The organism is Stenotrophomonas sp. PS02301 (genome assembly GCF_029959485.1).
Taxonomy (GTDB): Bacteria; Pseudomonadota; Gammaproteobacteria; order Xanthomonadales; family Xanthomonadaceae; genus Stenotrophomonas; species Stenotrophomonas maltophilia_Z.
In genome coordinates this window covers 1-23,114 of record NZ_JASCOO010000067.1, presented here as the reverse complement: position 1 = coordinate 23,114, position 23,114 = coordinate 1, and the positions used below count along the sequence as shown (strand labels likewise).

Below are 23,114 nucleotides of genomic sequence, written 5' to 3'. Positions count from 1 at the left end.
GCTCCAGGTGGCAGCCAGCATCGTGCAGAGCCGGCCAGCGGCCGGCACTACCCGGCGCTTACGGCAGGGGCGGCAACAGCCCGGCGCCGAGGCGGTTCCAGGCATTGATCACCGCGATGCCCATGCTCAGGTCGCTGATGCCCTTTTCATCGAAGTGCGGCAACAGTGCCTCGTACGCGGCATCGGAGGGCGCTGCGCAGCTCAGCCGGGTCAGTGCCTCGGCCCAGCCCAGCGCGGCACGCTCGCGCGCATCGAAGAAGCGGCTCTCGTGCCAGGCCGGCAGCGTATCGAGCTTGCGCGGTTCGATTCCCCCCTTGCGCAGGGTGGTGCCGTGCATGTCCATGCAGTAGCCGCAGCCATTGATCTGCGAGACACGCAGGAACACCAGCTCCATCAACACAGGATCGATGGAGCTGTCGTGGACGGCCTTGCTGGTGGCCAGCAGGCCCTTGAAGGCCTCGGCGGCCAGACGGGTGTACGGAACGCGGGGTAAAGCGGACATGTGGGTACTCCATGACGGCCACAATGGCCGTCTTCATCAGGAGGACGCGCCAGCCTCGCGCGCTGTGACAAGCGCAGTGAGTTTTTCCGGATTGAGCACGCTGAGCACGCGCACGATACGCCCTGCATCGACCGTGATCATCGTGACCGAGTGCAACTGGTCCCCGGCAAAACGCAGGATCGCCGGCTCGCCGTTGACCTGGCCCAGCTGGGCTGGATGCTGGCCGTTGCGGCGCGCGATCGCCCAGTACAGCTGCGCGATGCGCTCGGCGCCGAGCAGGGGACGGATTGCCGCCGTCACGCGGCCACCGCCATCGGAGATCATCTCGGCGTTGGCGTCGAGCAGCGCGCGGATCGCCGCCAGGTCGCCCTGCTGGGAGGCGTCCATGAAGCGTGCCAGGAGGTTGCGGTGCTGCGCCGGCGAGACCGCGAAGCGTGGGGCGCCGGTCTGCAGCCGCTGCCGCGCCCGATGGACCAGCTGCCGGCAGTTGGCCGGGGCGTGCTCCAGCAGCGAGGCGATGTCCGGGTAGTCATAGTCGAACACGTCCTTGAGCAGGAAGGCGGCACGCTCGTCCGGCGTGAGCTGCTCCAGCAGGGCAAGGAACGCCACGGAAACCTCGTCGGCCAACGCATGGCGCTGGGCCGGGTCCTGCAGCGGGTCCGGGTCCAGGGTGATCTCCAGCGGCTCGGGCAGCCACGGCCCCACGTACTCCAGGCGCGCGCTGCGCCGGGCGCGCAGCCGGTCCAGTCCCAGCCGGGTGGTGGCGGTGACCAGCCAGCCTTCCGGGTCGCGGATCACGGTGGTGTCGGCGCCCTGCCAGCGCAGCCAGGCATCCTGGACGATGTCCTCGGCGTCGCTGCGGCTGCCCAGCAGGCGGTAGGCCAGGGCGAACAGGCGGGGGCGGTGGGTCTGGAAGGTATCGGTCGGGGTCATGCCGGAAGGACGCGGCCGGGCAGGCCGCTGTGACAAGGCTGGGCGGCCACTGTGCACCAAACGCCGCGGCCGCGAGCGATTCTCAACGCCGCCCGGCGGTAGTTGTTAAAATCGGCGGTTCAACCCCCGCCAGCCTCCAGCAAGCGAGCAAGTCGTGACATCGATCAAGCAGGAAGACCTCATCCAGTCCATCGCCGACGCGCTGCAGTACATCTCGTACTACCACCCGGTCGATTACATCAAGAGCCTCAACGCAGCCTACGAGCGCGAAGAGTCGCCGGCCGCGAAGGAGGCGATGGCCCAGATCCTGATCAACTCGCGCATGTGTGCCGAAGGCCACCGGCCGATCTGCCAGGACACCGGCATCGTCACCGTGTTCCTGGAAATCGGCATGAACGTGCGCTGGGACGACGCCACGATGGGCGTGGAGGACATGGCCAACGAAGGCGTGCGCCGTGCCTACAACTACCCGGACAACAAGCTGCGCGCCTCGGTGCTGGCCGATCCGGCCGGCAAGCGCATCAACACCAGGGACAACACCCCGGGCGTGGTCAACGTCAAGGTGGTGCCGGGTGACACCGTGGAGGTGATCGTCGCTGCCAAGGGCGGCGGTTCGGAAGCCAAGTCCAAGTTCGCCATGCTCAACCCGTCCGACTCGATCGTGGACTGGGTGCTCAAGACCGTGCCGACCATGGGCGCCGGCTGGTGCCCGCCGGGCATGCTCGGCATCGGCATCGGCGGTACCGCCGAGAAGGCGATGCTGCTGGCCAAGGAGTCGCTGATGGAGCCGATCGACATCAACGAGCTCAAGGCCCGTGGCGCCTCCAACCGTGCCGAAGAACTGCGCCTGGAACTGTTCGACAAGGTCAACGCGTTGGGCATCGGCGCGCAGGGCCTGGGCGGCCTGACCACCGTGCTGGACATCAAGGTCAAGGATTTCCCCACCCACGCGGCCAACCTGCCGGTGGCGATGATCCCGAACTGCGCGGCCACCCGCCATGCGCATTTCACGCTGGATGGCAGCGGCCCGGTGATGCTCGATCCGCCGTCGCTGGAAGACTGGCCGCAGATCACCTATGACGCCTCCAAGGGCACCCGCGTCGATCTGGACACGATCACTCCGGAAGACGTCGCCAGCTGGACGCCGGGCCAGACCCTGCTGCTCAACGGCAAGCTGCTGACCGGCCGCGACGCCGCGCACAAGCGCATGGTGGAGATGCTGGACAAGGGCGAGCCGCTGCCGGTCGACCTCAAGGGCCGCTTCATCTACTACGTCGGCCCGGTCGATCCGGTGCGCGACGAAGTGGTGGGCCCGGCCGGCCCGACCACCGCCACCCGCATGGACAAGTTCACCCGCCAGGTGCTGGAACAGACCGGCCTGCTGGGCATGGTCGGCAAGGCCGAGCGCGGCCCGGCGGCGATCGAAGCGATCCGTGACAACAAGTCGGCCTACCTGATGGCGGTCGGCGGCTCGGCGTACCTGGTCTCCAAGGCGATCAAGGCGGCCAAGGTGGTGGGCTTCGCGGATCTGGGCATGGAAGCGATCTACGAGTTCACCGTGCAGGACATGCCGGTGACCGTGGCGGTGGATTCCACCGGCGAGTCCGTGCACCAGACCGGCCCGCGCGAATGGCAGGCCCGCATCGGCAAGATTCCAGTTGTGGTCGCCTGAGGCCTCCGGTCGCGGCAACGCTGGAAACGAAAACGGCGCCCCAGGGCGCCGTTTTTCGTGGCTGACGCTGGCAGGCACCGACCGTTGGCCGCTACTTCCCCTCAGCGGCGCGCGTCCACCAGCATGCGCACCGCCAGCGCGCCGAGCACCGTGCCCATCAGGCCACGCTGTACCGTCTGCCAGCGCGGGCGCCCGGCCAGAAAGGTGGCGATACTGCCGGCGGCCAGTACGATCAGTGCGTTGACACTGACGCTGGTTGCGATCTGCACCAGCCCGAGCACCACCGATTGCACCATCACGCTGCCATGCCCACGGGGCTGGATGAACTGCGGCAGCAGCGAGAGATACATCACGGCGATCTTCGGATTGAGCAGCGCGGTGAACAGGCCCATGCCGAACAATCTGCGCGGGCTGTCATGGTCCAGCGTGCGCAGCTGGAACGGCGAACGTCCGCCAGGGCGCAGCGCCTGCCAGGCGAGGTACAGCAGATACGCCGCGCCGGCGAAACGCAACACATCGTAGGCATGCGGCACTGCCATCAGCAGCGCGGTGATGCCCAGTGCCGCGCACACCAGATACACCAGAAAACCCAGCGCGACACCGCTCAGCGAGATCAGCCCGGCGGTGCGTCCCTGGCAGATCGAGCGCGAGATCAGATAGATCATGTTCGGCCCGGGCGTCAGCACCATCCCCAGCGAAATCAGACCGAAGGCGAGCAGAGCGGACGAATCGGGCATGGGGGGATCCTGGGCTGGCGGCGGGGCAGAGGACGCATTCTGCGAGCGTCCGCGGCGCAGTGGCAGAGACAGAACGCGTCCCCATCGCCCGTGCTCTGTACCCATGTGATGGCACGGAGCGCGGGCGCATACTGTGCGCCTCCCTCAAGAGGCCCTGAGCATGCGCACCACGTTGTATGGATCGCCGAGTACCGCCGCCCTGGTCGTCCATTGGCTCTTGCTGGAACTGCAGATCGAGCACGATCTGGTGCTGCTGGATTTCGACAAGCGCGAGCACAAGGATGCAGCGTATCTCGCTTTGAATCCCGCGGGCCTGGTGCCGACGCTGGTGCTGGACGGGCAGGTATTGACCGAAGCGGCAGCGATCGCGCTGCATCTGGCAGACCGCCATCCGGAAGCGGCCCTGCTGCCAGCACCGGGGTCTGCCGACCGCGCCGAGGCGTACCGCTGGATGTTCTGGTGCGCCAACACCGTACAGCCGGCGTACCGGGCGTGGTTCTACCCGCAGGAAATGGCGGGCCCCGAGCACGTGGACGCGACCCGCCAGCGTGCGCGCGAGCGGTTGGAAGGCGCCTGGCAGCATCTGACCGAGCACCTGTCCACGCGCGGCCCGTATGTGCTGGGCGAGTCGTTGAGCGTGGTCGATTTCATGTTGGTGATGCTGATGCGCTGGTCGCGCAACATGCCCACGCCCAGTGACACCTGGCCGGCATTGAAGACGTACGCGGATCGCCTGAAAGCACGGCCGGCGTTCGCCGAGGTCTACCGGCGCGAGGGCATCACCGACTGGCGCTGACAGGGTTCAGTCGACGTACTGGTCGAAGGTCCGTCGTGCACGGAATGGCATCAGGTGCTGGTTGAGCAGCCCCTTGGGCACGGTCTCCAGTTTCATGACGCCGTATTCCTGCGGCCATTCGCGCTGATCCCGGGGCAGTTTGAAGGTGCCCATCAGCATGTCCACCAGCGGTAGGTGGATGGCGTAGTTGACGTCGACGTACTCCTGTTGCCGCGCGTGATGCCAATGGTGGTAGCGCGGCAGCACCAGCAGGTACTCCAGCCACCCGAACCGGATGCCCAGGTTGGCGTGGGCCAACACCGCCTGCAGACCCACCAGGATCACGTAGGCATTGATCGCCGGGGTCGAGAAGCCGAGTACCAGCAGTGGCAGCAGCACGCAGCTGCGGGTGATGACGATTTCGACGAAATGGATGCGCGAGCCGGCCAGCCAATCCATGTGCCGGCTGGAGTGGTGAACGGCGTGGAAGCGCCAGAGCCATGGGGTGTTGTGATACGCGCGGTGCAGAAGTGCCTGGGCCATGTCCGCGACGAATACCGCGATCAGGAACTGCAGCCACACCGGCATCGACTGGATCAGCGTCTTGAGCGCAGGGAACGCGGCCAGCCCGGCAATGGTCGAGGTCGAGGCGGTCACCAGGATCAGGATGAACTGCACCAGCACGTGGCTCATGAAGAAATAGCCGACATCGGTACGCCAGCCCGGCCGTAGCGGCGAGAGTAAGTGTTTGCCGAGGTAGCGCTCCAGCGGCACGAATACCAGTGCCGAGAAGAACAGCGACAGCACGAACCAGTCCAGACCCAGCGAGTAGGGTGTCTGTCCGATCGCATCGAACTGCACGTTGGTACCCCCCAGCAGCACCGCCAGGGTGGCGCTGCCGACGCCGATCGTGGCGATCCGCTTGTTGCGGTCGCGCAGGATCGCCAGGGTGCCCATGATGAAGGCGGCGGCCAGCCCGACCAGCAGCAGGTGGCGGGCGAACTGTTCGTTGTAGACCGCGCGGAACTCGCGGCTGGTCAACAGATCCGGAAAATGGAAGCAGGCCACGCCCATCAGGCTTAGCAGGCCCAGCAGAGCCGAGCCGTAGGCGAAGAACGAGCGTTGTGGTCGGGCCATCCGCTGGCATCCAGGTGAAAGGGCGGGGCTATTGTGGGCGCCGGAGCCGGCGTAACGGAAGAGGCATTTGCGGCTGCGGTGGCAGCCCGGGTATTAATTTGGAAAACAAGCAGTGCTACATTCCGGGCATGCACACATGCCGGCCATGGCCGGATGCTTTCGACACGGAGCACGACGATGCCGAGGATGCTTTCCGCCCTGCTGTTGATCCTGCTGGTCACCGCCTGCAGCAGTGGTGGCGATTTCCACACCGCCCCGCCCAGCCTGCGCGAGGTCACCGCCGCCAATCAGTGCATGCAGCAGTGCCAACGCCAGTACGACAGTTGCATGACCAACCGGACGGGATTTGGCAGCGGCGACAGCTGTGGCGCCGGGGTGGCGACCCAGCGCGACGCGAAGTGCGACAAGATCGACAACCCGGAGCTGCGCAAGGCATGCCAGGCCAGCAGCGACTACTGCCGCAACCGGCTGCCCGCGCTGACCTGCGGCGAGGATAACAGCCGGTGCACCAGCCGCTGCGGGGGCAGCTGAGGCACGGCCTTAGGCCGGCAGGATCGCCAGCACCGTCTCCGGCGGCCGGCACAGGCGTGCGCCGCGCGGGGTCTCCACGATCGGGCGGTTGATCAGCTCCGGGTGGGCGACCATCGCCTCGATCAGCGCGGCATCGGGCAACGCGTCGTCGTCCAGCCCGAGCGAACCATAGGCCGGCTCCTTGCTGCGCAGCAACGCGCGCGGGGCGATGCCCATGCGCGTGATCAGCCCTGCGAGCGTGGCACGGTCCGGCGGCGTCTTCAGGTACTCGACCACCACCGGCTCGATGCCGTGTTCACGCAGGATCTCCAGCGCCCCGCGCGAGTTGCTGCAGCGCGGGTTGTGCCAGATCGTCACGGCCATCAATACCACTCCAGCAGCGACACACCCAGGCCGACATAGGTGGCCTTGTGGTTGTAATCGATCATGCTCTCGCCGTAACCATCGAAGATCTGCACGTGGCCGCGCAGCAGATTGCTGATCGGGAAGCCGTAATCGAGCTGCAGCGCACCGTGCGAACGGTCGCCGCCGCGCAGCGAGTGACGCGCCATCAGCGAGACTTCGTGACCGTTCTTGTTCCAGGTCAGGGTGGCGTCACCGCGGCCCATGTAATCGGAGATGTCCGGGTTGTTGTCGTCCTTGCGATCTTCCGGAATGCGATACCACGGGCGCAGCACCAGCGCCCAGTTTTCGCGGTCCAGGCCGACGGTGGCGATCACCCGGTTCCAGCTGCGCGACAGGGGATCGGCGCGACCGTTGGACATGTGGTTGATGCTGATCCCGCTCATGCGCCCGCGCCAGCCGCCGATCGAATAGCCGTTGCGGAACATCAGCATCACTTCCGGCTCGTAATTGGTCTCACGGAACGGGCGCGAGTTGTCGGCGTTGTAGGCCTGCCAGCGCGAGCTCTGCGTGTAGCCGGCCCAGATGTCGCCGTTGTCGCCGAACAGGTTCTCCACGATCTTGGTCTTGAAGCTGAGCTGGAACTTCAGTTCCGCGCTGTCCAGCTGCTGCGAGGTGGTGACCGTGTTGACCGGATTGGGCGACTGCGGCATCTGGTTCTTGTCGCTGGTCCAGAACGCGGGAAGCAGGTAGACCGGCTTGTAGGCGCGCAGCTGGAACGCGCCGAGCTTGGAGTCCTGCGCGAGCTCCCAGCGGCTGTCGAGCAGCGAGCCCTTGCCGGCATTGGCCAGCGCATCTTCATGGCCGTCGTTCTTGAACACTTCTCCGAGGCGCTGCTTGACCCGCTGCGTCGCGGGCGCGTCGGCGTCGGCACTGCGGGCGGCATGACGTTCTTCCCGGCGCTCCTGCTTGGCGGCGGTGGCAGCGGCATCGGCGGCCAGGGTGACCTCGGGCGTACGCCCGAACAGCGTGTCGTAGCAGGCCAGGCGCGCTGCGTCTGTGTCCACCTGGGCGCAGGCCTCCGGCGAGGCCGGGGTGGGCGCGGCTTCCTGGGCAGCAGCAGGCAGCGCCGCGCAGGCCAGGGCCAGGGCGGTGAACAGGGCGGAGCGGGAATGGGGAATGGTCATGGGAGCAGGGCCGCGTGACAAGAATGAATGGGTCAACCGGCACAGTGTGGCCGCTGAGGACTATTCCCGCCAGCGCACGACACGGTCGATCTGATCCGGTTTATGCCGGTCAATGGTGTGGTCAGGGCGTGAAGCCGTCACGCCGCCGCCGGTCAGAAGAACCACGCGAACGCGAACAGGCCCAGCATCGCGATCACCAGCGCCAGTTTCAAGGCGAACCCGAGCAGGATGCCAACCCAGGTTGCCAGGCCCACCTTGGTCGAACGGCCGAGCTCGCGGGTATGCCAATACTCGCCCAGCAGCGCACCGGCCAGCGGCCCGACGAACAGGCCGATCGGCATGAAGAACAGCCCGGCGATGCTGCCGATGAAGGTGCCCCACAGCGCCTTGCGGCTGGCGCCGACCCGCTGGGCGCCGACCACCGTGGCGAGGATGTCCACCGCGAAGGAGAGCAGGGTCAGCAGCCCCAGTACCGCCAGGGGCATCCAGCCCACATGGACAAAGCCATCTGCCCATGCCGCCAGCAGCAGGCCGGCGAACACCAGGGGAATTCCGGGCAGGGCCGGGAGGAGGATGCCGGCGATGCCGACCAGTACCAGGAGGGCTGCTAGCAGATACAAGATGAATGAAGGGTCCATGCTGTCGAGTATGGTTCCTGAAATGGGGTTGACATCGGAAGCTTTTAGCTAGTTGCTTTTTCGTTTTGCCCGGGTTAAGTTGCAGACGCTGAGCTTGGCAAGGTCACCGTGGATCGTGGCCTGATGATGGTAGATCTTCCAGATCCGCTGCATCGTTGCACCCCGCTTCCCCTTGCTGTCAGCCGCCTGTACGGGTGTATCCAACAACAAGACAGTTAGGGAGTAGCTGAGATGGCTGAGAAGGGCACCGTCAAGTGGTTCAACGACGCGAAGGGTTTCGGGTTCATCAGCCGTGAGAGCGGCGAAGATGTGTTCGTGCACTTCCGTGCGATCGAATCCCAGGGCTTCAAGAGCCTGAAGGAAGGTCAAGCGGTCGAGTTCGAAGTGGTCACGGGCCAGAAGGGCCTGCAGGCCGACAAGGTCAAGCCGCTCTGAGCGCAGACCGGGTCCTGCCTGGTTGAAACACGAAAAGGGCCCGCTTGCGCGGGCCCTTTTTTATTTACGTGTGCGTTGCGCCGATCAGCGCAGGATCACCTTGCCGTTGACCACGCGGACGTAGGTGTTCTCGCGGATACCACCCAGATCACGCTGGTTGACGACGACGGTACGGCCGTCATCCATACGCACGGTGATGTCGAACGTATCGCTGGTCACGTTCTTCTGGATCTGGTTGCCGGCCAGCGCACCACCCACCGCGCCTGCGGCGGCGGCGATGTTCTTGTTGCCACGGCTGCCACCGGTGTGGTCGGAGATCTCATGGCCGGCGACGGCGCCGACGATGCCACCCAGCACCGCGCCGGTCGCGCTCGGTGCGCTGCGGCCCGAAGCGACCTGATTGATACGGGTCACGATGCCGCAGTCCGCGCAGCGGTTGGTGTTGTAGTTGCCGCCGGAATTGCCGTAACCGTTGTTGTAACCACTGCTGCCGTAGCCCGGCGAGGTGGTGGCACAGCCAGCCAGGGCGACGGTGGCAACGGCAGCGGCGGCAATCAGTTGAATCTTCATGGTGTATCTCCTGGCCAGAGGGGTGGTCGAATGCGTCTGGTGCGCATGGAGCAGATCGTGTCCTGTGCTGCGTGAACAGCGTGCCAATCCCGGTGCGCCAGGGTGGCTGGAAGATGAATCAGCGGAAATCCTGGTGGCAGGCCTTGCAGTCTGTCTGGATCTTCTCCACCAGCGTAGCCATGCCCGGGCAGTCGGTCGGCGGCGCGGCCAGGGCCTCATTGAGGGTGGCGCGCAGGGCGCTGGCGTGCTGCTGGAAGCCTTGGCTGTCCTTCAGGCCGGGAAAGGCCAGGTCCAGATCATTGGAGAGCGAGCGCAGCGTCTGCAGCCGCGGCACGGTGTCGGCCAGGCTGCAGCGGTTCTGCGCCTGCGCCGCCTGAAGCAACTGCACCTGGCGGTTCATCACGTGCATCAGCGAATCCGGGAAGGGGTCCTGGCGGGCCTGGATCGCGCGCGAGACCATCACCGTGGCGATCAGGCCGATCACCAGGCCAAGCAGGCCGACGAACAGATAGCGGTACGCGGCGGACGGGCGGCGGGGCGGGGACATAGGGTCGTTCATGGTGAGGGCTTCGGTGAGGGTGGCTGCGGCGATGGTACGACGCGTCCTGTCCACGGCGCGTCCCGGACCGCCCTGTGCACATTAAAATAGGGGCATGAAGAACGACGTACTGCGCGAACGATTTGCCGGCATCGACCGGTTGTATGGGGTAGGCACCGTGGATCTGCTTGCCACCCGCCGGGTGGCGGTGGTGGGCATGGGCGGCGTCGGCTCGTGGGTGGTCGAAGCGCTGGCGCGCACGGCGGTGGGCCATCTGACCCTGATCGATGCCGATGACATCTGCGTGTCCAACACCAACCGCCAGCTGCCGGCGCTGGCCGGCCAGTACGGCCGCAACAAGGCCGAGGCGATGGCCGAGCGCTGCCGGGCGATCAACCCGGACATCAGTGTCGATGCGGTCGCCTCTTTCTTGACCGTGTCCAACATGGTCGAGCTGCTGGACCGCGATTTCGATCTGGTGATCGATGCCTGCGACAGCTTCCGGGTCAAGGTCGAGACCATCGCCTGGTGCCGCCGCCGCAAGCTGCCGATCCTGACCGTGGGCGCGGCCGGCGGTCGTACCGATCCCACCCTGGTGCGGATCCGCGATGTCTCGCGCACCGAACACGACGCGATGATGGCGCTGATCCGCAAGAAGCTGCGCAGCGATTTCAACTTCCCCAAGAACGCCTCGCGTTACTTCGGCGTGCCGGCGGTGTACTCGCTGGAAAACGTGAAGTACCCGCAGGCCGACGGCAGCGTGTGTGGCATCCGCCCGAACCTAGGGGCCGACGCGGCGCTGAAGCTGGACTGCGGCGCCGGGCTGGGCGCGGCCACGCATATCACCGGCGCGTTCGCGTTCGCGGCGGTGGGCAAGGCGCTGGAGATGTTGATGAAGAAGCCGGCCACGGCGGTCACGGCCGACTGAGCCGCTGCGGTCACGCAGTGGACCGGCTTACGCGTCCAACCCGAGGCCGGGCCGGTCCGCGACGACTTTCGCCACAAAGTCCATGACCGTGCGTACCGATGGCGAGCGCCGGAGGTCACGGTGCACCACCAGCCAGATGTCACGCGAGAACGGCGCCCCGTCATGCTCCAGCGGAGTCAGTCCGGGCGCGGCATCACCCAGAAAGCGCGGCAACGCGGCCACGCCCGCTCCGGCCAGAGCGGCTGCCCGATGACTGCTGATGTCGCTCAGTTCGCACGCCACGGTCCGGCTTCCCGCGATCTGCAGCAGCCACTGCTGCTGGGGCATGTCAGCAAACTGCGTGTCATAGGCAATGAAGGCCCAGTCTTCGGGCCGACGGGTGGCGACGTACTCGTGGCTGGCATAGAGCGCGAACGGCATTCGTCCGATTCTGCGCACAACGCTGCTGGCTTCCTTGGGACGGACCAGCCGCAGAGCCACATCCGCCTCGCGGCGGGCGAGTGATACCTGCTGGGCTTGGGCCGACACGGAAAGTTGAATGCCGGGCTGCGCTGCCCGGAAGTCGGCAACCCGTTCCGCCAACAGGTGCGCCACCAGCACTGGCGGTGCACTAAGCGTCACCCTGGCATTGACGGCCTCCTGGCTGGCCCGGCTCACGCGGGCGACAGCAAATGCTGAGGCGTCCATGGCCTTGGCGTGCTCGTAAATCTGGACGCCCATCGCGGTAAGGCGGACGGAGCGTGGCAAGCGCTCGACCAGCGCAACCTGCAGTTCGACCTCCAGCGCCGCAACACGACGGCTGACGGTTGCATGGTCGACATGCAACGCCCGAGCCGCGCCTGACAAGGTGCCGTCGCGCGCAACCGCCAGGAAATGACGGAGATTCTCCCAGTCGAACATCGGTGCGTTTTCGCAGGTATGGAGTGTGATTTCGGGGAATTTTCGAGGGTGCTCGCCAAGCCTAGCATGGGCGGTCTCTTCTGCTTATGGGATCCCAATGACAGCTTTTTCTGCTTCCGCGCGCGGTACGCTCTGGGCCGCCGCGCTCGGCTTCGTGGTGGTGCTGCTGGACATCAGTGTGGTCAATGTTGCACTGGATGCCCTGCAGCATGAATTTTCAACCGATGTGGCCGGCTTGCAGTGGGTGGTCAATGCCTACACCTTGGCTTTCGCCGCACTGCTGCTTACCAGCGGGGCGCTGGGCGACCGCTTCGGCGCGCGCCGGCTCTATCTCTCGGGCTTGGTGGTGTTCACTCTGGCGTCGGCTTCCTGCGGGCTTTCGGGCAGTCTGACTGTGATGGTCGGGGCCAGACTGATCCAGGGCATGGGCGCGGCGTTGCTGGTACCCAACTCGCTGGTCATGGTGCAGCAGGCATTTCCGGACAGCCAGGCACGTAGTCGTGCCGTCGGTTGGTGGGGCGCTCTCGGAGGAGCGGCTCTGGCTGCCGGCCCCGTGCTGGGCGGAGTGCTGGTAGCGCATGCAGGCTGGCGCAGCGTGTTTCTGATCAACCTTCCGATGGGTTTGATCGGGATCTGCCTGACGCTTCGGCATGCGGCGCCTTCCGGCGGCGGACATCGGCGTGGCCTCGATTGGAGTGGGCAGGTGGCTGCCATGGTTGCGCTGGCAGCGACGACCATGACCCTGATCGAGGCAGGTCAGCTGGGTTGGGAGCATGGCGTGGTGCGCGGAGGAGCCCTGTTGGCGCTCATGTCCCTCACGGCCTTCCTCTGGATTGAAGCTCGCAGCACCTCACCCATGCTGCCATTGAATCTGTTTCGGAATCACACGTTCTCCATCGTCTCGCTGGCAGGCGTCGCGGTGAATTTCGCCTATTACGGGCTGATTTTTGTGTTCAGTCTGTTTTTTCAGATGCAGCAGCATCTATCCCCGCAACAGACCGGCCTGGCCTTTCTGCCGATGACCCTCGTTCTGGTCGCACTCAATGTGGTGGCGGGGCGCCTGATTACGCGGCTCGGTCCCAGGTTGCTGATGTTCATGGGTCTTGCGCTGGCAGGATCGGGTTACCTGTTGTTGATGCCGGTGAGCATCGGGGGCCATTACGCGCTGTTGATCGTACCGATGCTGATGGCGGCAAGCGGGGTCGCCTTGGTGGTGCCGACCATGACCAACGCGACGCTTGCATCGGTCGACCGGTCGCGGGCAGGCATCGCCTCCAGCGTACTGAACTGTGCGCGACAGGTCGGCGGCATGCTGGGTGTCGCCCTGTTCGGCAGCCTGATCGGCGATGGCGCGCCGGATGCGTTCATGCATGGCATGCACATCTCGATCGGCATGTCGGCGGCAGCGCTATTGCTGGCGAGCGTCCTGTGCTGGTCTGGCATGCGGCCGGGGCCGCTGCACCCGTTGCGCGCTTCAGGAGAAACCGTGAAGCCCGAATAGGCTGCGCGCATTGGCCGTGGTCTGCGCGGCAATCACGTCGGCCCGCTCCCCGCGCAGCCGCGCCACCGTCTCCAGGATCACCGGCAAGCGTGCCGGTTCATTACGCTCTCCGCGGATCCCAGCATCCGGCTGATCCGGCGCATCGGTTTCCAGGAGCAGCTGCTCCAGCGGCATGCTGGCGACCAGGCGGTGCAGGCGCTGGGCGCGGTCATAGGTGAGCGGGCCGCCCAGTCCGATCAGGAAGCCCAGCTGGTGCAGTTGCCGCGCCTGCTCGGGGCTGCCGGAGAAGCTGTGCACCACGCCGCGCAGCCCGCCGATCTGCTTGATCGCCGCGATCACCGCATCCACCGCGCGGCGCGCATGCACGATCACCGGCAGGTCGAATTCGCGTGCCAGCCGCAGCTGGCCCAGGAAGTAGTGCAGCTGAGCGTCCACGTCCAGACCCTCCACGAAGAAGTCCAGCCCGCATTCCCCAACCGCGCAGGGGCGCTCGCGTTCGAGCCACGCACGCAGAGCCTCCAGGTGTTCGGGGCAATGCTGGTCCAGAAACATCGGATGCAGTCCGTAGGCCGGGTGCAGCCCGTCGGCCAGCCGGCACGCATCGCGCAGGCCGGGCCAACTGGCGGCAGTGACGGCGGGAACGACCTGGGCCATGACGCCGGCCGCGCGCGCGCGCGCGATCACTTCAGGGCGATCCGCATCGAACTCGCCCGCATCCAGGTGGCAGTGGCTGTCGATCAACCTCACGCGCGGCGCTTGGCCGGCAGCGGCGGGGGAAGCTTGTCGCCGCGTCGCTTCCAGTTGGCCAGCAGCAGTGTGCCCAGGCCAAACAGGATTTCATCCACGAACGGCAGCGGATCGGGAATCACCAGCGTCACCGCGAACAGGGCGGCGGTGATCTTGAACAGGGTGGGGTAGCGCAGCCGACGGGCCCATTCCAGCACCGGCAACAGTATGGGATTGGACATGAGGCACTCCTGGGCAGATGCTGTAAACGCTATCACGAGCCCAAGGCTCACCGAACCTGAATGGGCGGCCGGATGTTCACGATCCGTGGAGATTCCGTTCAGGGTGGCCGTGCTGGAATTCACTCAAGAACGTTGCGGATCGTCCGCAAGGAGCCGGTTATGAAAAGTACAACTACTACTGCGTTGGTCGCTGCGGGTGCGCTGCTGGTTGGCGGTATCGCCACCGCTGCCTTCATGAAGGGCGGCAGTTCCTCGCCCGATGCGGTGACCGCTGCTCAGACCCGGCCCACTCTGGACACCACGCCACTGGCCGACGATGGCGCGCGCACCGATCAGCTGGCCATTGAAGACAAGGCGGGCAAGCTCGAGTACGCCGACATCGTCAAGGTCGATCCGCTGACCAAGAAGGAAAAGGCCTACGCCACCGTGATCGGCACCGAGCCGGTGCGCGAGACCTCCAGCACGCAGACGCCGCATGAAGTCTGCCAGGACGTGGTGGTGCAGGAACGCCTGCCCGAGCGCGACGGCAACGTTGGCGGTACCGTCGCCGGTGCCGTCATCGGTGGCCTGCTGGGCAACCAGGTCGGTGGTGGCAATGGCCGCAAGGCCGCCACGGCCGCCGGTGCCGTTGCCGGCGGCATGATCGGCAACCAGGTGGACAAGCGCCATGTGGGTGGCCGCGTGGTCAACCGCACCGAGCGCCAGTGCCATACCGAAACCGCGACCTCCGAGTCGACCCGCGTGACCGGCTACAACGTGACCTACCGCAATGAAGACGGCACCACCGGCACCATGCGCATGGCCAGCAAGCCGGGCAACCGCATCCCGATGGGCACCACCAATGCGGTCACCGGTTACAACGTGACCTACCGTTACGACGGCGCCGAGAAGACCGTGAAGATGGACAACAAGCCGAGCAGCGATCGCCTGCCGGTGATCGACGGCCAGCTGGTCACCCAGACCGCTGCACTGGATGCGAACAGGCAGTAAGTTCCTGCCGCGTCAATGCACCACCAGCACGCCGGCATCTGCCGGCGTGCGGCGTTTTGGGGCGAGCCGCACGGCACGCCGATCACGGCATCTGCGATCATCCCGGCACGCATGCAACACACGAGGACGCCATGAGCATTTTCGACCTCCGGCTGGAGACCGACCGTCTGATCCTGCGCCCACCGCGCGCCGAGGATTTCGATGCCTTCCTGCGCTTCTGCTCGGACCCGGAGGTGATGCAGCACCTCGGTGGCGTGCAGGCCCCGTCGCAGGCGTGGCGCAGCTTCAGCTGCCTGGTCGGCAGCTGGCATCTGTACGGATTTTCGATGTTCTCGGTGATCGAAAAGAGCAGCGGTGAGTGGGTCGGCCGCATGGGCCCCTGGCAGCCGCTGGACTGGCCGGGCACCGAGGTCGGCTGGAGCATCCGCCGCGAGAGCTGGGGCAGGGGCTATGCGCCCGAAGCGGCCGTGGCGAGCATGGACTGGGCGTTCGACACGCTGGGCTGGGACGAGGTCATCCACACCATCGATGCCGCGAACGAAAACTCCAAGGTCGTCGCGCGCAAGCTGGGCAGTTCGCTGTTGCGGATGGGCGAGCTGCCGCCACCGCATGCCGGCAAGCCGATCGAGATCTGGGGCCAGTCGCGGCAGCAGTGGCAGCAGCGCCGCGCCGGGCAGCGCTGATGCTGCACCCGCGCTTGGCAAAGGCGATGGGGTGAGGCCAGACTCGGCATCGCGGGCGAGCCGCCCGGGGTGCATGAGCAAGCGTCCATCCGGCTATCCGCCTACGCAACACGTCCCGGAGGGTGATGCATGTTTGCCGTGGTTCCCGATCCGATTCCCGCGCGCATGAAGGGCCTCAACCGGGCCGAGATCTGCGACGCCAACTTCATGGAGTTCGTGCAGCAGTGGCGCGGCGATCCCGCCCCGACACCAGCCCCCGGCAGCCCCATCCTGCCCGGCAGCACGCTGGACGCGCAGGGCTTTGCCGACCTCTTCGAGTCGCAGCTGATCAGCCGCCACCTGGACTTGATGGCGCGCGTGCTGCGGGTGCAGAACAAGGTCTTCTACACCATCGGTTCGTCCGGGCATGAAGGCAATGCGCTGGTGGCGCGGCTGGCCCGGCATACCGATCCGGCCTTCCTGCATTACCGCTCCGGCGGCTTCATGGCCGAGCGCTTCCGCAAGCTGCCGGGCATGGATCCGGTGATGGATGCGGCGCTTTCGTTTGCGGCCAGTCGGGACGATCCTGCCAGCGGCGGACGCCACAAGGTGTGGGGCAGCAAGCCCCTGTGGGTACTGCCGCAGACCTCGACGATCGCCTCGCACCTGCCCAAGGCCCTGGGCACCGCGCTGGCCATCGAAAGCGGGCGACGCATCGGTCACACGCTGCCGATTCCCGAGGACAGCGTGGTGATCTGCTCCTTCGGCGATGCCTCGGCCAACCACGCCACCGCGCAGACCGCGTTCAACACGGCGGCGTGGGCGGCCTACCAGCGGCTGCCAGCGCCGATCCTGTTCGTCTGCGAAGACAACGGCATCGGCATTTCGGTCAAGACCCCGGACGGCTGGATCGCGCAGAGTTTCGCGCACCGCCCGGGCCTGGATTACTTCTTCGCTGATGGGCTGGATCTGGTCGAGGGGCATGCGCAGGTGGAGCGCGCGCTGGCCCATTGCCGGCAGACCCGCCGCCCGACCTTCCTGCACCTGCGCACCACGCGTTTGATGGGCCATGCGGGCACCGATTTCGAGATCGAATGGCGGCCGTTGCCGGAGCTGTGCGCCGCCGAAGCCAGCGATCCACTGCTGCGCTCGGCGGCGATCGCGATGCAGTCCGGGTGGATGACCACCGCGCAGGTGCTCGATCTGTACGAGCGCGTGCGCGCGCGCTGTTTCGCGGCGGCCGCCGAGGCGGACCGACGCCCGAAGCTGACCGCTCTCGCCGAGGTCATCGCCCCACTGGCGCCGTACTCGCCGGCGGCGGTGCATGCCGAAGCCACGCGCGTGGCCGCCGATGACGCGCGTGCTGCCGCATTTGGGGGTGCGTCGCAGTTGCCGGAAACACAGCCGCCGCGCCATCTGGCGATCCAGATCAACCAGGCCCTGCACGATCTGATGGCCAAGTACCCGGCCACGCTGCTGTTTGGCGAGGACGTCGCGCAGAAAGGTGGGGTGTACACGGTCAGCAAGGGGCTGCTCAAGGCATTTGGCCCACGCCGCGTGTTCAACACCCTGCTGGACGAAACCATGATCCTGGGCATGGCGCAGGGCCTGGCCAACCTGGGCATGCTGCCGATCCCGGAGATCCAGTACCTGGCCTACCTGCACAACGCGGCCGACCAGCTGCGTGGCGAGGCGTGCTCGCTGCAGTTCTTCTCCAACGATCAGTACCGCAACCCGATGCTGGTGCGCATTGCCGGGCTGGGCTACCAGAAGGGCTTCGGCGGGCATTTCCACAACGACAACTCGATCGCTGCGCTGCGCGACATCCCCGGCCTGGTGGTCGGCTGTCCCTCGCGCGGCGACGACGCGGCGATGATGCTGCGCACCTTGGCGGCGCTGGCGACCGTCGATGGCCGCGTCGCCGTGTTCCTGGAGCCGATCGCGCTGTACATGACCAAGGACCTGCACGCGCCGGGCGATGGCCAATGGCTGTTCCCGTATCCGGCCGCCGACCAGGCACTGGTGCTCGGCGAGGCCCGGGTCTACGCGCCGGAGGCCAGTGACCTGGTCATCTTCACCTACGGCAATGGCGTGCCGATGAGCCTGCGGGCGGCACGGGCGATCGAGCAGCAGCTGGGCTGGCAGGTGCGGGTCGTCGATCTGCGCTGGCTGGTGCCGCTCAATGCCGGTTTCATCGCTGGCCAGGCTGCCGATGCCCAGCGCGTGCTGGTGGTCGATGAGGGGCGGCACAGCGCCGGGGTGGGCGAGGGCGTGATCACCGCGCTGGTCGAGGCCGGGCTGGGGCACCTGCCGATCCGGCGGGTGTGCGGGGCCGACACCTACACGCCGCTGGCGGGGGCAGCATTGTGCGTGCTTCCAAGCGACAATGCGGTATTGAACGCCGCCCTCGCGCTGGCGCAGGACCATTGATACATGTGTGGATTGGCAGGCATGTTGCTGCCCGCTCCGGCAAGGGAGCAGGCAGCACTGGAAGAACAGGCGCGGCGCATGGGCGACGCATTGGTGCACCGCGGCCCGGATGACAGCGGGGTGTGGGCCGATGCCTCGGCCGGCATCGCGCTGGCGCACCGCCGGCTGAGCATCCTGGACCTGTCGCCGCTGGGCCATCAGCCGATGACCTCGGCCGATGGCCGCTACGTGCTGGCCTACAACGGCGAGGTCTACAACTTCGCCGAGCTGCGCGCCGAGCTCGACGCACTGGGGCATGGTTTCCGCGGCCATTCGGATACCGAAGTGCTGCTCGCGGCGATCACCGAATGGGGCTTGGACGAGACCCTGCAGCGCAGCAACGGCATGTTCGCCATCGCTTTGTGGGACCGCGCCGAGCACTGCCTGTGGCTGGCCCGCGACCGGGTCGGCAAGAAACCGCTGTACTACGGCTGGGCCGGTGAAACGCTGGTGTTCGGCTCCGAGCTCAAGGCCCTGTGGCAGCACCCGGCCTTCGACAACGAGGTCGACCGCGATGCGCTGACCCTGCTGCTGCGGCTGGATTACATTCCCGCGCCGCACTGCATCCACGAACGCTGTTTCAAGCTGATGCCCGGCCGCGTGCTGCGGCTGGACGCCGAGGCGGTAGCCGCCGGTGCTGCCGCGCATCGCCCGGACCAGTTGCAGCAGCCGTTCTGGAACGCGCGCGAGCGCATGCAGCAGGCCCTGGCCGCGCCGTTCACCGGCAATGAGGCCGAGGCCGAAGAACGTCTGGATGCCGTGCTGCGCGACGCGGTCGCGCTGCGCATGGTGGCCGATGTGCCGGTCGGCGTCTTCCTCTCCGGCGGCACCGATTCCTCGGTGGTGGCCGCCTTGATGCAGGCACAGTCGAGCCAGCCGGTGCACAGTTTCAGCATCGGCTTCACCGGCTCGGATCATGACGAGGCGCCGCTGGCCAAGTCGCTGGCCCAGCACCTGGGCTGCGATCACACCGAGCTGTATGTCAGCGGTGCCGACGCGCTCGCGGTGGTGCCCAGCCTGCCGGCAATGTTCGATGAACCCTTCGCCGATGCCTCGCAGGTGCCCACGGCGCTGGTTGCCAAGCTGGCGCGGCAGGGCGTGACCGTGGCGCTGTCCGGCGACGGTGGCGATGAACTGTTCTTCGGCTACACCCGTTACCAGCGGGCGATGCGCAACTGGCGCCTGCTGGGCAAGGTGCCGGCGCCGCTGCGGCGCTGGATGGCCAGCCATGCGCATACGCAGGGCGAGGCCTCGCGCACGGGCGGGCTGGCCGCGCTGCTGGCCGAGTCCGGCGCGCGCGGCATCGGCGATGTCTACCGCAACCGCATTTCGCGCTGGCGCGATCCGGTGGCCGCCGTTCGCGGTGCACAGGCGGCCGGCAGTTTCTACGACCTGGCCGATCCGCTGCACGGCGCCGGCTCACCGGCGGACGCGATGATGCTGGCCGATTTCAGTACCTATCTGCCCGATGATCTGCTGTGCAAAGTGGACCGCACCAGCATGGCGGTCAGCCTGGAGGCGCGTGCCCCGCTGCTGGACTGGCGGGTGGCCGAGTTCGCCTGGTCGCTGCCGATGGCGATGAAACAGCGCGATGGCGTCAGCAAGTACCTGCTCAAGCGCGTGCTGGGCCGCTATGTACCGCAGGATATGGTGCACCGCCCCAAACGCGGCTTCGGTGCCCCGGTCAGCGCGTGGCTCAAGGGCGACCTGCGTGGCTGGGCCGATGAACTGCTGGATCCGGCGCGGCTGGCCGAGGAGGGGGTGTTCAACGTCGAGGCGGTGGCGCCGCTGTGGCAGCAGTTCAAGCAGGGCGAGCGCAAATGGCACACGCATCTGTGGAACGTGCTGATGTTCCAGGCCTGGCAGGCGCATTGGCGCAAGGCACGCGCCGACGTGACGCGCGCATAGCGCGACGCGTGCGAGTACATCTGGACGGAAGGCAGCCACCCATGGGTGGCTGACGTCGCCTTCACCGTTGCCGAAGGTGGGCCCGCCTAGGCTGGGCCTTTCCCCCAACGGAGCGAACGTGATGGCCGAATACAAGATCGCCGTACTGGTCGGCAGCCTGCGCAAGGGCTCGCACAACCAGGCGTTGGCTCACGCGCTGGAGAAACTGGCTGCCGGCAAGGCGGTGTTCTCCTACGTGGAGATCGGTGACCTGCCGTTGTACAACCAGGATTTCGACAAGGACTACCCCAGCCAGGGCCTTCGCTTGAAGCAGCAGATCCGGGATGCCGATGCGGTGCTGTTCGTCACCCCCGAATACAACCGCTCGGTCCCGGGTGTGCTCAAGAACGCCATCGACCTGGGCTCGCGCCCGTATGGCGACAGCGCTTTTGCCGGCAAGCCGGCGGCAGTGATCGGCGCCTCGATCGGGGTGATCGGCACGGCGCTGGCCCAACAGCACCTGCGCAACATCCTGGCCTACCTGGACATGCCGGTGCTGGGCCAGCCCGAGGCCTTCCTGCACTTCAAGGAAGGGCTGATCGACGCCCACGGCACGATCAGCAACGAGGGCACCAAGGACTTCCTGCAGGGCTTCGTGGACACATTCATCGCCTGGGTCGGCACCCACGGCGGCACGCACTGATCCACCGCGAGCGGGTCAGGCTTCTGCGATAATGGCGGGGACGGGCGCCGCAAGGGCGTCCGTCGCACGCGATGCGACGGCCCCGGCCAATCGTACCGGCAGGCGCCGGTATCCCCAGCTCATCCACTGTTTATCCACAGGTTTGTGCATGGCTGCGGGGCGCCCCGCGTGCCTACCATGTCCTACGCCTCACACTGCAGGAAGTACGCCCCCCATGTCCGCCCGTTCTGGCTTCCGTTCCGACCGCAAAGACCGCGGTGACCGCTTTGATCGCGATGAAATGCGCATCGACGCCCTGCGCGTGCCGCCGCATTCGATCGAGGCCGAACAGGCGGTGCTGGGCGGGCTGATGCTGGCCCCGGAGAGCTATGACCGGGTCAACGACCAGCTGACCGAAACCGACTTCTACCGCCGCGATCACCAGATGATCTACCGCGCGATCCGCGAGCTGTCCGAACGCGACCGCCCGTTCGATGCGGTGACGCTGGGCGAGTGGTTCGAATCGCAGGGCAAGATGGAGTTGGTCGGCGATGGCGCGTACCTGATCGAGCTGGCGAGCACCACGCCGTCAGCCGCCAACATCAGCGCCTACGCGGAAATCGTGCGTGACAAAGCGGTGCTGCGCCAGCTGATCCAGGTCGGCACGGACATCGTCAACGACGGCTTCCAGCCCGAAGGCCGCGAGAGCAGCGAACTGCTCTCGGCAGCGGAAAAATCCGTGTTCGCGATCGCCGAGCAGGGCGCGCGCGGGCGCACTGATTTCGTGGCGATGCCGGGCGCGCTGAAAGACGCCTTCGAAGAGCTGCGCAACCGCTTCGAGAACGGCGGCAACATCACCGGTCTGCCGACCGGCTATACCGATTTCGATGCGATGACCGCCGGCCTGCAGCCGACCGATCTGATCATCCTGGCCGCGCGACCGGCCATGGGCAAGACCACGCTGGCGCTGAACATCGCCGAGTACGCCGCGATCAAGTCCAAGAAGGGCGTGGCGGTGTTCTCGATGGAAATGTCGGCCTCGCAGCTGGCAATGCGTCTGATTTCCTCCAACGGCCGCATCAACGCCCAGCGCCTGCGTACCGGTCAGCTGGAAGATGAGGATTGGAGCCGGGTCACCGGTGCGATCCGGATGCTGAAGGAAACCAAGATCTTCATCGACGATACGCCGGGCGTGTCGCCGGAAATCCTGCGTTCCAAGTGCCGCCGCCTCAAGCGCGAGCACGACCTGGGCCTGATCGTGATCGACTACCTGCAGCTGATGAGCGTGCCGGGCAACAGCGAAAACCGCGCGACCGAAATCTCGGAGATCTCGCGGTCGTTGAAGGGCCTGGCCAAGGAACTCAACGTGCCGGTCATCGCGCTCTCCCAGCTCAACCGCTCGCTGGAAACGCGTACCGACAAGCGCCCGGTGATGGCCGATCTTCGTGAATCCGGCGCTATCGAGCAGGATGCGGACATGATCGTGTTCATCTACCGCGACGACTACTACAACAAGGAAACCTCGCCGGACAAGGGCCTGGCCGAGATCATCATCGGCAAGCACCGAGGCGGCCCGACCGGCTCGTGCAAGCTCAAGTTCTTCGGCGAATACACCCGGTTCGACAACCTGTCGCACGATTCGGTGGGTTCGTTCGAGTAACGCCAAAGGCGTTACGGTAGCCGGCTCCTATGGAACTGTCATCGTGCAGAGCCGGCCGGTGGCCGGCTCTGCCGTTTCATCGGCGTAAGCCGGGTTTCGTCGCAAACTCGTTGCAGTGCGCCCGGGCAGGGCGCGATGGTGGTCTCCGGGCGGCAGGGTGCCGCCAACGGAGACGTGCGATGAAGACCCTGTTCGCCTTGGGCGTGTGGTGCCTGCTGTTCGTGCTGTGCTGGCCGCTGGCGGTTCTGGCCCTGGTGGCGTGGCCGTTCGTGTGGCTGTTGAGCCTGCCGTTCCGCCTGGTGGGCATCACCTTCTCGGCACTGTTCGCGTTCCTGGGCGCGCTGCTCATGCTGCCGGCGCGGGTCCTGGGGGGCGGGCGTACGGCGACGGCCTGAACAACACCGCGATCGGGTAGTGCCGGCCGCTGGCCGGCTGCTCTTCTGTCGGGATGGCGTGGAGCCGGCCAGCGG

The 23,114-nt window shown here is 66.5% G+C and carries 25 protein-coding genes; 13 read left to right on the top strand and 12 right to left on the bottom strand.

Going from position 1 to position 23,114, the window contains the following annotated elements; all coding sequences use genetic code 11:
* Positions 1–58: 58 nt before the first annotated feature.
* Both QMX81_RS15185 and QMX81_RS15180 read right to left on the bottom strand, forming a co-directional pair.
* On the bottom strand, positions 59–502 hold the full coding sequence (locus tag QMX81_RS15185; protein WP_152152676.1) for a carboxymuconolactone decarboxylase family protein: 444 nt from the start codon (positions 500–502) through the stop codon (positions 59–61).
* A 36-nt stretch (positions 503–538) separates the two neighbouring features.
* Positions 539–1,435 carry an RNA polymerase sigma-70 factor gene (locus tag QMX81_RS15180; protein WP_282262677.1) on the bottom strand — a complete coding sequence of 299 codons (897 nt, stop codon included), beginning with the start codon at positions 1,433–1,435 and terminating at the stop codon, positions 539–541.
* Positions 1,436–1,589: 154 nt separating this feature from the next.
* Here QMX81_RS15180 and QMX81_RS15175 point away from each other — a divergent pair, with 154 nt between their 5' ends.
* Positions 1,590–3,107, top strand: a complete 1,518-nt coding sequence (locus tag QMX81_RS15175) for a fumarate hydratase (RefSeq protein WP_121038030.1) — start codon at positions 1,590–1,592, stop codon at positions 3,105–3,107.
* A 101-nt stretch (positions 3,108–3,208) separates the two neighbouring features.
* On the opposite strand, the gene QMX81_RS15170 is transcribed toward QMX81_RS15175, so the two are convergent.
* On the bottom strand, positions 3,209–3,844 hold the full coding sequence (locus tag QMX81_RS15170; RefSeq protein WP_121038027.1) for a LysE family translocator: 636 nt from the start codon (positions 3,842–3,844) through the stop codon (positions 3,209–3,211).
* A gap of 160 nt (positions 3,845–4,004) precedes the next feature.
* On the opposite strand from QMX81_RS15170, the gene QMX81_RS15165 reads away from it, so the two are divergent.
* On the top strand, positions 4,005–4,640 hold the full coding sequence (locus QMX81_RS15165) for a glutathione S-transferase family protein (protein ID WP_121038024.1): 636 nt from the start codon (positions 4,005–4,007) through the stop codon (positions 4,638–4,640).
* A gap of 6 nt (positions 4,641–4,646) precedes the next feature.
* On the opposite strand, the gene QMX81_RS15160 is transcribed toward QMX81_RS15165, so the two are convergent.
* Positions 4,647–5,756: a sterol desaturase family protein gene (locus QMX81_RS15160; RefSeq protein ID WP_282262673.1), complete on the bottom strand. Its 1,110-nt coding sequence runs from the start codon at positions 5,754–5,756 to the stop codon at positions 4,647–4,649.
* Positions 5,757–5,933: 177 nt separating this feature from the next.
* On the opposite strand from QMX81_RS15160, the gene QMX81_RS15155 reads away from it, so the two are divergent.
* The gene (locus tag QMX81_RS15155; protein WP_282262671.1) at positions 5,934–6,287 is read left to right on the top strand and encodes a hypothetical protein; all 354 of its coding nucleotides are present in this window, start codon (positions 5,934–5,936) and stop codon (positions 6,285–6,287) included.
* Between the two features lie 9 nt (positions 6,288–6,296).
* Here QMX81_RS15155 and arsC read toward each other — a convergent pair whose 3' ends face one another.
* From arsC to QMX81_RS15140, 3 genes are all read right to left on the bottom strand, one after another.
* Positions 6,297–6,650, bottom strand: coding sequence for an arsenate reductase (glutaredoxin) (gene arsC / locus QMX81_RS15150; RefSeq protein ID WP_121038015.1), 354 nt, complete (start codon positions 6,648–6,650; stop codon positions 6,297–6,299).
* Entirely contained in the window at positions 6,650–7,816 is a 1,167-nt protein-coding gene (locus QMX81_RS15145) for a phospholipase A (RefSeq protein ID WP_121038012.1), read from the bottom strand. The genes arsC and QMX81_RS15145 overlap by 1 nt, the downstream gene beginning before the upstream one ends.
* A gap of 152 nt (positions 7,817–7,968) precedes the next feature.
* On the bottom strand, positions 7,969–8,454 hold the full coding sequence (locus QMX81_RS15140; protein WP_121038009.1) for a DUF456 domain-containing protein: 486 nt from the start codon (positions 8,452–8,454) through the stop codon (positions 7,969–7,971).
* Between the two features lie 231 nt (positions 8,455–8,685).
* Here QMX81_RS15140 and QMX81_RS15135 point away from each other — a divergent pair, with 231 nt between their 5' ends.
* Positions 8,686–8,889, top strand: coding sequence for a cold-shock protein (locus QMX81_RS15135; RefSeq protein WP_019185917.1), 204 nt, complete (start codon positions 8,686–8,688; stop codon positions 8,887–8,889).
* An 84-nt stretch (positions 8,890–8,973) separates the two neighbouring features.
* On the opposite strand, the gene QMX81_RS15130 is transcribed toward QMX81_RS15135, so the two are convergent.
* Together QMX81_RS15130 and QMX81_RS15125 are read right to left on the bottom strand one after the other, a co-directional pair.
* Complete coding sequence (locus tag QMX81_RS15130; RefSeq protein WP_019185918.1) at positions 8,974–9,459, bottom strand: glycine zipper 2TM domain-containing protein; 486 nt, start codon at positions 9,457–9,459, stop codon at positions 8,974–8,976.
* Positions 9,460–9,577: 118 nt separating this feature from the next.
* Positions 9,578–10,018 (bottom strand): cytochrome c, encoded by a 441-nt coding sequence (locus QMX81_RS15125; RefSeq protein WP_121038006.1) that lies wholly within the window; start codon positions 10,016–10,018, stop codon positions 9,578–9,580.
* Positions 10,019–10,112: 94 nt separating this feature from the next.
* Between QMX81_RS15125 and QMX81_RS15120 the strand changes: the two genes are divergently transcribed.
* Positions 10,113–10,925 carry a tRNA threonylcarbamoyladenosine dehydratase gene (locus QMX81_RS15120; RefSeq protein ID WP_121038003.1) on the top strand — a complete coding sequence of 271 codons (813 nt, stop codon included), beginning with the start codon at positions 10,113–10,115 and terminating at the stop codon, positions 10,923–10,925.
* Between the two features lie 27 nt (positions 10,926–10,952).
* Here the strand turns inward: QMX81_RS15120 and QMX81_RS15115 are convergent, their stop codons facing one another.
* A complete protein-coding gene (locus QMX81_RS15115) occupies positions 10,953–11,825 on the bottom strand; it encodes a LysR family transcriptional regulator (protein ID WP_121038000.1) in 873 nt (290 codons plus the stop codon).
* Positions 11,826–11,922: 97 nt separating this feature from the next.
* Here QMX81_RS15115 and QMX81_RS15110 point away from each other — a divergent pair, with 97 nt between their 5' ends.
* Positions 11,923–13,326 (top strand): MFS transporter, encoded by a 1,404-nt coding sequence (locus QMX81_RS15110; RefSeq protein WP_282262663.1) that lies wholly within the window; start codon positions 11,923–11,925, stop codon positions 13,324–13,326.
* On the opposite strand, the gene QMX81_RS15105 is transcribed toward QMX81_RS15110, so the two are convergent.
* Together QMX81_RS15105 and QMX81_RS15100 are read right to left on the bottom strand one after the other, a co-directional pair.
* The gene (locus QMX81_RS15105; RefSeq protein WP_282262662.1) at positions 13,300–14,073 is read right to left on the bottom strand and encodes a TatD family hydrolase; all 774 of its coding nucleotides are present in this window, start codon (positions 14,071–14,073) and stop codon (positions 13,300–13,302) included. The two genes, QMX81_RS15110 and QMX81_RS15105, sit on opposite strands and share 27 nt — an antisense overlap.
* The gene (locus tag QMX81_RS15100; protein ID WP_152152652.1) at positions 14,070–14,294 is read right to left on the bottom strand and encodes a DUF6116 family protein; all 225 of its coding nucleotides are present in this window, start codon (positions 14,292–14,294) and stop codon (positions 14,070–14,072) included. Before QMX81_RS15100 ends, QMX81_RS15105 begins: the two co-directional genes overlap by 4 nt.
* Positions 14,295–14,453: 159 nt before the next feature.
* On the opposite strand from QMX81_RS15100, the gene QMX81_RS15095 reads away from it, so the two are divergent.
* From QMX81_RS15095 to QMX81_RS15065, 7 genes are all read left to right on the top strand, one after another.
* The gene (locus QMX81_RS15095; RefSeq protein ID WP_123730792.1) at positions 14,454–15,284 is read left to right on the top strand and encodes a glycine zipper 2TM domain-containing protein; all 831 of its coding nucleotides are present in this window, start codon (positions 14,454–14,456) and stop codon (positions 15,282–15,284) included.
* Between the two features lie 131 nt (positions 15,285–15,415).
* A complete protein-coding gene (locus QMX81_RS15090) occupies positions 15,416–15,967 on the top strand; it encodes a GNAT family N-acetyltransferase (RefSeq protein WP_282262658.1) in 552 nt (183 codons plus the stop codon).
* A 129-nt stretch (positions 15,968–16,096) separates the two neighbouring features.
* Complete coding sequence (locus QMX81_RS15085; RefSeq protein WP_282262654.1) at positions 16,097–18,376, top strand: thiamine pyrophosphate-dependent enzyme; 2,280 nt, start codon at positions 16,097–16,099, stop codon at positions 18,374–18,376.
* A 3-nt stretch (positions 18,377–18,379) separates the two neighbouring features.
* Positions 18,380–20,323: an asparagine synthase (glutamine-hydrolyzing) gene (gene asnB, locus QMX81_RS15080; RefSeq protein ID WP_121037980.1), complete on the top strand. Its 1,944-nt coding sequence runs from the start codon at positions 18,380–18,382 to the stop codon at positions 20,321–20,323.
* Positions 20,324–20,444: 121 nt separating this feature from the next.
* Positions 20,445–21,005: an NADPH-dependent FMN reductase gene (locus QMX81_RS15075; RefSeq protein WP_265308332.1), complete on the top strand. Its 561-nt coding sequence runs from the start codon at positions 20,445–20,447 to the stop codon at positions 21,003–21,005.
* A gap of 214 nt (positions 21,006–21,219) precedes the next feature.
* Positions 21,220–22,644, top strand: a complete 1,425-nt coding sequence (locus QMX81_RS15070) for a replicative DNA helicase (protein ID WP_121037974.1) — start codon at positions 21,220–21,222, stop codon at positions 22,642–22,644.
* Positions 22,645–22,823: 179 nt separating this feature from the next.
* Complete coding sequence (locus tag QMX81_RS15065) at positions 22,824–23,039, top strand: hypothetical protein (RefSeq protein ID WP_282262641.1); 216 nt, start codon at positions 22,824–22,826, stop codon at positions 23,037–23,039.
* Positions 23,040–23,114: the final 75 nt, after the last annotated feature.

Excerpts from the sequence above, each read along its gene's own strand:
- QMX81_RS15185 (WP_152152676.1), bottom strand. The coding sequence starts at position 502 with ATGTCCGCTTTACCCCGCGTTCCGTACACCCGTCTGGCCGCCGAGGCC.
- QMX81_RS15180 (WP_282262677.1), bottom strand. The coding sequence starts at position 1,435 with ATGACCCCGACCGATACCTTCCAGACCCACCGCCCCCGCCTGTTCGCC.
- QMX81_RS15170 (WP_121038027.1), bottom strand. The coding sequence starts at position 3,844 with ATGCCCGATTCGTCCGCTCTGCTCGCCTTCGGTCTGATTTCGCTGGGG.
- QMX81_RS15165 (WP_121038024.1), top strand. The coding sequence starts at position 4,005 with ATGCGCACCACGTTGTATGGATCGCCGAGTACCGCCGCCCTGGTCGTC.
- QMX81_RS15160 (WP_282262673.1), bottom strand. The coding sequence starts at position 5,756 with ATGGCCCGACCACAACGCTCGTTCTTCGCCTACGGCTCGGCTCTGCTG.
- QMX81_RS15155 (WP_282262671.1), top strand. The coding sequence starts at position 5,934 with ATGCCGAGGATGCTTTCCGCCCTGCTGTTGATCCTGCTGGTCACCGCC.
- arsC (WP_121038015.1), bottom strand. The coding sequence starts at position 6,650 with ATGGCCGTGACGATCTGGCACAACCCGCGCTGCAGCAACTCGCGCGGG.
- QMX81_RS15145 (WP_121038012.1), bottom strand. The coding sequence starts at position 7,816 with ATGACCATTCCCCATTCCCGCTCCGCCCTGTTCACCGCCCTGGCCCTG.
- QMX81_RS15140 (WP_121038009.1), bottom strand. The coding sequence starts at position 8,454 with ATGGACCCTTCATTCATCTTGTATCTGCTAGCAGCCCTCCTGGTACTG.
- QMX81_RS15135 (WP_019185917.1), top strand. The coding sequence starts at position 8,686 with ATGGCTGAGAAGGGCACCGTCAAGTGGTTCAACGACGCGAAGGGTTTC.
- QMX81_RS15130 (WP_019185918.1), bottom strand. The coding sequence starts at position 9,459 with ATGAAGATTCAACTGATTGCCGCCGCTGCCGTTGCCACCGTCGCCCTG.
- QMX81_RS15125 (WP_121038006.1), bottom strand. The coding sequence starts at position 10,018 with ATGAACGACCCTATGTCCCCGCCCCGCCGCCCGTCCGCCGCGTACCGC.
- QMX81_RS15120 (WP_121038003.1), top strand. The coding sequence starts at position 10,113 with ATGAAGAACGACGTACTGCGCGAACGATTTGCCGGCATCGACCGGTTG.
- QMX81_RS15115 (WP_121038000.1), bottom strand. The coding sequence starts at position 11,825 with ATGTTCGACTGGGAGAATCTCCGTCATTTCCTGGCGGTTGCGCGCGAC.
- QMX81_RS15110 (WP_282262663.1), top strand. The coding sequence starts at position 11,923 with ATGACAGCTTTTTCTGCTTCCGCGCGCGGTACGCTCTGGGCCGCCGCG.
- QMX81_RS15100 (WP_152152652.1), bottom strand. The coding sequence starts at position 14,294 with ATGTCCAATCCCATACTGTTGCCGGTGCTGGAATGGGCCCGTCGGCTG.
- QMX81_RS15095 (WP_123730792.1), top strand. The coding sequence starts at position 14,454 with ATGAAAAGTACAACTACTACTGCGTTGGTCGCTGCGGGTGCGCTGCTG.
- QMX81_RS15090 (WP_282262658.1), top strand. The coding sequence starts at position 15,416 with ATGAGCATTTTCGACCTCCGGCTGGAGACCGACCGTCTGATCCTGCGC.
- QMX81_RS15085 (WP_282262654.1), top strand. The coding sequence starts at position 16,097 with ATGTTTGCCGTGGTTCCCGATCCGATTCCCGCGCGCATGAAGGGCCTC.
- asnB (WP_121037980.1), top strand. The coding sequence starts at position 18,380 with ATGTGTGGATTGGCAGGCATGTTGCTGCCCGCTCCGGCAAGGGAGCAG.
- QMX81_RS15075 (WP_265308332.1), top strand. The coding sequence starts at position 20,445 with ATGGCCGAATACAAGATCGCCGTACTGGTCGGCAGCCTGCGCAAGGGC.
- QMX81_RS15070 (WP_121037974.1), top strand. The coding sequence starts at position 21,220 with ATGTCCGCCCGTTCTGGCTTCCGTTCCGACCGCAAAGACCGCGGTGAC.
- QMX81_RS15065 (WP_282262641.1), top strand. The coding sequence starts at position 22,824 with ATGAAGACCCTGTTCGCCTTGGGCGTGTGGTGCCTGCTGTTCGTGCTG.